This window comes from Moorena sp. SIO2C4, from assembly GCF_010672485.1.
Taxonomy (GTDB): domain Bacteria; phylum Cyanobacteriota; class Cyanobacteriia; order Cyanobacteriales; family Coleofasciculaceae; genus Moorena; species Moorena producens.
In genome coordinates, this window is the sequence record NZ_JAAHGN010000519.1 from 1 (window position 1) to 5160 (window position 5160).

Genomic DNA, 5160 nt, shown 5'->3' on the forward strand with positions numbered 1-5160 from the left:
CTCAGGTTCCGGCTCAGGCTCAGGTTCCGGCTCAGGCTCAGGCTCAGGTTCCGGCTCAGGTTCCGGCTCCGGTTCCGGCTCCGGTTCCGGCTCCGGTTCGGGCTCCGGTTCCGGTTCGGGCTCAGGTTCCGGCTCAGGTTCCGGCTCCGGTTCCGGCTCCGGTTCCGGCTCCGGTTCGGGCTCCGGTTCCGGTTCCGGTTCCGGCTCTAGTGGTTTGTCAACGTCTTCGGGATCCAGTTCAACAGTTTCATCATCCTGCTCAGTGTTAAGAAACTCACCGGTTTCTAAGGTAGACCTAATATCTAACTGGTTAACCTGATCAGTGATATCAGCATTGGAATTCTCAGAACCCACATCTTGATCGAAGACATCAACACCAGGATCAATCACAGTAAAATCAGCACTGGGAAACTCGTCCGATTCACTCCCCCGAAGACGAATGAAAGTAGGATTAACTATTATGTTGTTGCCCATAATAGGATCTTGCGCCTCTAGAGCATCTGCAATTTCCCCTCGCACTAAATCCAAAGCTTGATCTGGACTATCCGCCGGTTCTGTCTGGGTCAAATTCAGCCCCTTGACTAATTCACTGGTTTCATAAAACTCTCTGAGGTCAAATTCATAAACCTGCTCAATTCGATCCTCGGTTATGACCACGATCTGCCCAGCTTTTAATTCCCGACCTTGAGAACGAGTGCGATTATAGACCACAATACCGCTATTGGTCAGAGCTCCGACAATTGTTGTATTGGTGTCAGTGATATATCGCATGAACAGAGCTGACCCCCTAATCCCAGCTACAGCATTGGGTGTACGCACTCGAGTTTTACCCCGATCTGGAGGAATTAATAGCAGCAGTGTGCCATTGGATAGCTCAAAGGTACGACTTCTAGGTATAAATCGAAAGACAGCTAACTCTCCTTGTCGGGCTAGGGAACCATCATTGAAGCGCAGTTGAGCCATGGAGGAGCGAGCTGTTACCAGTGCATCTCCTATAGTCATGGCATCAGATGGACGGGCTGGTCGAGCTGACTGATTTTGAGGAATCAATCGCACTCGGTTACGTAGCTTCTCTACCACAGCACGAGTTAAAGGAATTTCGGCACTGACTGGTTTAGAAAAAATTAGTGAATTAACGCTCCATAGAGAGATGGAAAGTACTAGGACTGTCTTGCGAAACACGGGGCAACTCCAATAGCTCAAAGGTCAGTATTTTCAGGTAGTTGAGAGGTCAGCATTCAGCTATCAGCCATCAGCTGATTTAACAGAAATTAAACGAATGCTTAGCTATTTTCTTGATGCAGTCGCGTTTTCGACGCTGGGACTTTCCCGATAAGAACCTCAAGTAGCGTGCGTGGCACAGGCTTCGACGCTGGGAGGTAGCGCATTAGCTGATAGCTTACGGGGCTTTGGCGTTGCCTTCTCGAAAAGTAGGTACAAAACTCTCCTATACGAGATTCTGTAGGCTCTAATGCAAATCAGGATATTTTTTCCTCAGAGTAGTATGAAATACAGGTTGGTCAATCCTGAAAACACGGCTGGTCGTTAGTAATTATTAGCTGGGAGAAAAATCCTCTACCTACATTGAGCAATTTTGGTAAGCTGTTGCCCATTTAACTTGTCTATTGTTTAGTCTAGGTAAAAACACCAAACCCCTTTCCCATCATTCTCGGTGGCTCTGCCCCCTTGCCGATTCAATCTATCAATTAGATGCCTCAAAGCTTAGCAATGACTATTCTATAACAATGATTATTCAAACGTGATAGAGGTTTTAAGTTTAATTTTTGCTACAGATAAATTAGCGTTTATAAGCCTAAATAAACTTTTAGTAAATTAATGTTTTTTTGATTAAATATGGTATCAAAAAATAAAAATATTCACGACGAATATGATGATATTAAGGCTCCCCAGCACCAGATTAAAAAAAACTATTTAGCAACTTTGGGACATCTAATTTTATTAAGTACACTGACAATCAGTAAACCCGCTTGGTCTGGATGTCACCCTATAGACAGTATTTCCCATCAGTCAGCAGTCAGTTTAGTGTTTAGTGGTACAGAAAACCAAGCTAATACTAATCAGCTAAAACAGCATTGTACTCCTAAGTTATCTCAGGTTAAAATCGGGAGTGGTGGAGAACTATTATCTTCCTTTGTTGTTAGTGAGCACTCATCGGGTTCTAGCTCAACTGAGGTAGTTGACAGGTCACAGATATCTCAAGGTAAACCTGCTTCTGGAGATAATCGTTCAAACTCAGATTCCAAAGCTAATGATCGAGACCCGGAACTGGGGGTGCTGCGTTTGCGGCTCCAAGAAAAACCACCGACTCCCCGTAAACCTACAGTATATTTACAGGGTAGAGTCAGTTATTTCAGAAGCGATAATATTTTCGCTGGAGTCGATCCAGTTGATGATGGTTTGTTGAAACCAGGACTAACCCTATTAGCTCTACCATCCCTCGGACCTGACACTAAGCTCATAACGTCAGTAAGTGGTAATGTAGTGCGTTATGGAGATAGATCCCAACTTGATTATAATCAACTGAAAGTTAAGCTGGGAGTTCGTCAGCAGCTATTGAAAAGAACCTATGGGGAGTTAGGATGGAGCAATCAACAGTTATTCAAGCAAGAGGGAGGCGATCGCTTCGCTCATTATAATTCTCTGTATCTTAGACTCAGCCGACGGGATTGGTTAGCAAAGCACTTAGCCTTAGATACGTCCTATAAGTTAAACCTACGTTTTGCTGATCCAGACACACGATCTAAGATTAGTAATGTTTTCAGAGCATCTTTAGCCTATTACCCCTACCCCCGATTTAAAGCAGCTATTAATTACCAAATTGCCTTATCTGATTATACCGAAAGGGAACGGTATGATGACTATCATCAGTTAATTGGTCGTGTCAGTTATAAGATTTCTAGCAATAGTCAAATTTATTTGTATGGTGGACAAAGCTTTGGTTCGTCGTCCAACTCCAGAATTAATTTTGATGGGACAGTTTTCGGTACAGGGATGAGTTTTAATTTACCTCTGTTTTGAGCAAGTCAGATTGTACGCTTTTCAGCAGCCAGCCGTCAGCCGTCAGCCGTCAGCCGTCAGCTGAATTCTTACCTCCAAAGCGCCCCTATTCACAATTTAAATGTATGACAGCATTAGCTAAGTTGTATATGGTATAATAATTTATAATAAAAGCGTAGTCGTTATGAGTTTGCTTTAATGTCCAACTCCCCTGTAGAAAATCTTGTCATCATCGGTTCTGGTCCTGCCGGTTACACAGCAGCGATTTATGGCGCACGAGCTAACCTGAAACCCTTAATGTTTGAAGGCTTCCAAGCTGGGGGAATCCCTGGTGGACAGCTGATGACTACCACAGAAGTAGAAAACTTCCCTGGCTTCCCAGAGGGAATCACCGGACCTCAATTAATGGAACGGATGAAGGCTCAAGCAGAACGCTGGGGAACGGAATGCTATACCGAAGATGTGATCTTTGTAGATTTAAGTCAGCGTCCCTTCATTGTGCGCTCTGAGGAACGGGAAGTAAAAACCCATAGTATTGTGATTGCTACCGGAGCAACAGCGAAACGGTTGCATTTACCCAGCGAAGCTCAGTACTGGAGTAATGGTATCTCAGCTTGTGCCATCTGTGATGGTGCATCTCCCCTTTTCAGTGGTCAGGAAGTGGCGGTAGTCGGGGCGGGTGACTCAGCGGCAGAGGAAGCTGTATATTTGACCAAGTATGGCTCCCATGTTCATATGCTAGTACGTCGGGATGAGATGCGAGCTAGTAAAACCATGCAAGACCGGGTGTTGAATAATCCCAAAATTACTATTCACTGGAATACTCAGCCAGTGGATGTGTTTGGAGAAAATGGTTCGATGACTGGGGTAAGAGTCCAGGATACTCAAACTGGTGAACAAAAGGATATTTCAGTTCGGGGAATGTTTTACGCTATTGGTCACACTCCTAACACGTCCTTGTTTAGAGGACAACTGGAGTTAGATCAGGTGGGTTACATTGTCACTAAATCCGGCTCGGTGGAAACCAGTGTAGAGGGAGTCTATGCGGTTGGTGATGTCCAAGACCATGAGTTCCGTCAAGCCATCACTGCGGCTGGGACAGGTTGTATGGGGGCTATGTTAGCAGAACGCTGGCTATCTGCCAATAACCTAACTCATGAGTATCATCAACAACCGGCATCAGAACAGCCAACGGCTGAAAAACCTGAAGAAACGGAAGAAAAACCAATAGCTGAGACGGCGGAAACCTTTGATATCAAGGAAACACGCCATCTGGGGGGCTATGCCTTGCGTAAACTGTTCCATGAAAGCGATCGCATAATCATGGTCAAGTATATTTCCCCCAGTTGTGGTCCTTGTAAGGTTCTCAAGCCCATGCTGGATAAAGTAGTAGATGAGTATAATGGCAAAATTCACTTTGTCGAGATCGATATTGACCAAGACAAAGAAATAGCTGAAAATGCTCAAGTGGTGGGAACACCTACCGTACAGTTATTTAAGGACAAAGAGTTCCTAGCGGAATTTAAAGGAATTAAGCAAAAGAGTCAGTATCGTCAAGCCATTGAACGCCATTTACCTACTACTGTTTAATAGATAGGCAAAAGGCAAAAGGCAAAAGGCAAAAGGCAAAAGGTAGACAAGATTGTTTATCTGATCAGTATGATAAATGCGTAAGCTTTCAGCTGTCAGCCGTCAGCTTATTTTATTCAAAAGCTGTTCGGTATAGCATGCGTTATGGGCATAAACTGTTCGCTGTAGCGTGACTACAGACCCAAAGCTGATAGCTGTTCGGTGTAGCGTGCGCGTAGTGCATTAGCTGATAGCTGATAGCTGATAGCTGATAGCTGATAGCTGATAGCTGATAGCTTACATAAATGCTATGACTATCAAGGATGAAGGATGACCTCAACCAAACAATCATTCCCCAGCTTTTTGTCTTTTACTAGAGGGCCTAGTCTATCCATCAAACTAATGGTAGCGGGACTAGTGATTACTGGGTGCTTTATCGTAGTAGCCCTTTTCGCTCCCACCTTTCAAGCTTGGGGATGGCTACAAGACCCTACCCAGTCCCTCAGTAATCCCATTCATGAACCACCGAGCTGGAATCACTGGTTTGGTACCTCTCGCCAGGGTTATGATGTC

Annotated in this window: 4 protein-coding genes and 1 pseudogene; 3 read left to right on the forward strand and 2 right to left on the reverse strand. The window is 44.7% G+C overall.

Annotated elements, in window-relative coordinates:
• Nucleotides 1–1182 (reverse strand): FecR domain-containing protein (locus F6K20_RS23385; RefSeq protein ID WP_287296203.1); only part of this gene is annotated, 1182 nt, incomplete at its 3' end.
• 672 nt (nt 1183–1854) lie between these two features.
• On the opposite strand from F6K20_RS23385, the gene F6K20_RS23390 reads away from it, so the two are divergent.
• Complete coding sequence (locus tag F6K20_RS23390; RefSeq protein WP_008186572.1) at nt 1855–3039, forward strand: hypothetical protein; 1185 nt, start codon at nt 1855–1857, stop codon at nt 3037–3039.
• 177 nt (nt 3040–3216) lie between these two features.
• Entirely contained in the window at nt 3217–4608 is a 1392-nt protein-coding gene (trxB, locus tag F6K20_RS23395) for a thioredoxin-disulfide reductase (protein WP_008186570.1), read from the forward strand.
• A gap of 142 nt (nt 4609–4750) precedes the next feature.
• Here trxB and F6K20_RS23400 read toward each other — a convergent pair whose 3' ends face one another.
• Nucleotides 4751–4939, reverse strand: coding sequence for a hypothetical protein (locus F6K20_RS23400; protein WP_075873661.1), 189 nt, complete (start codon nt 4937–4939; stop codon nt 4751–4753).
• Here F6K20_RS23400 and F6K20_RS40825 point away from each other — a divergent pair.
• Nucleotides 4918–5160 (forward strand): annotated as a pseudogene (locus tag F6K20_RS40825) (ABC transporter permease); the annotation flags it as partial. The gene F6K20_RS23400 and the pseudogene F6K20_RS40825 overlap by 22 nt on opposite strands.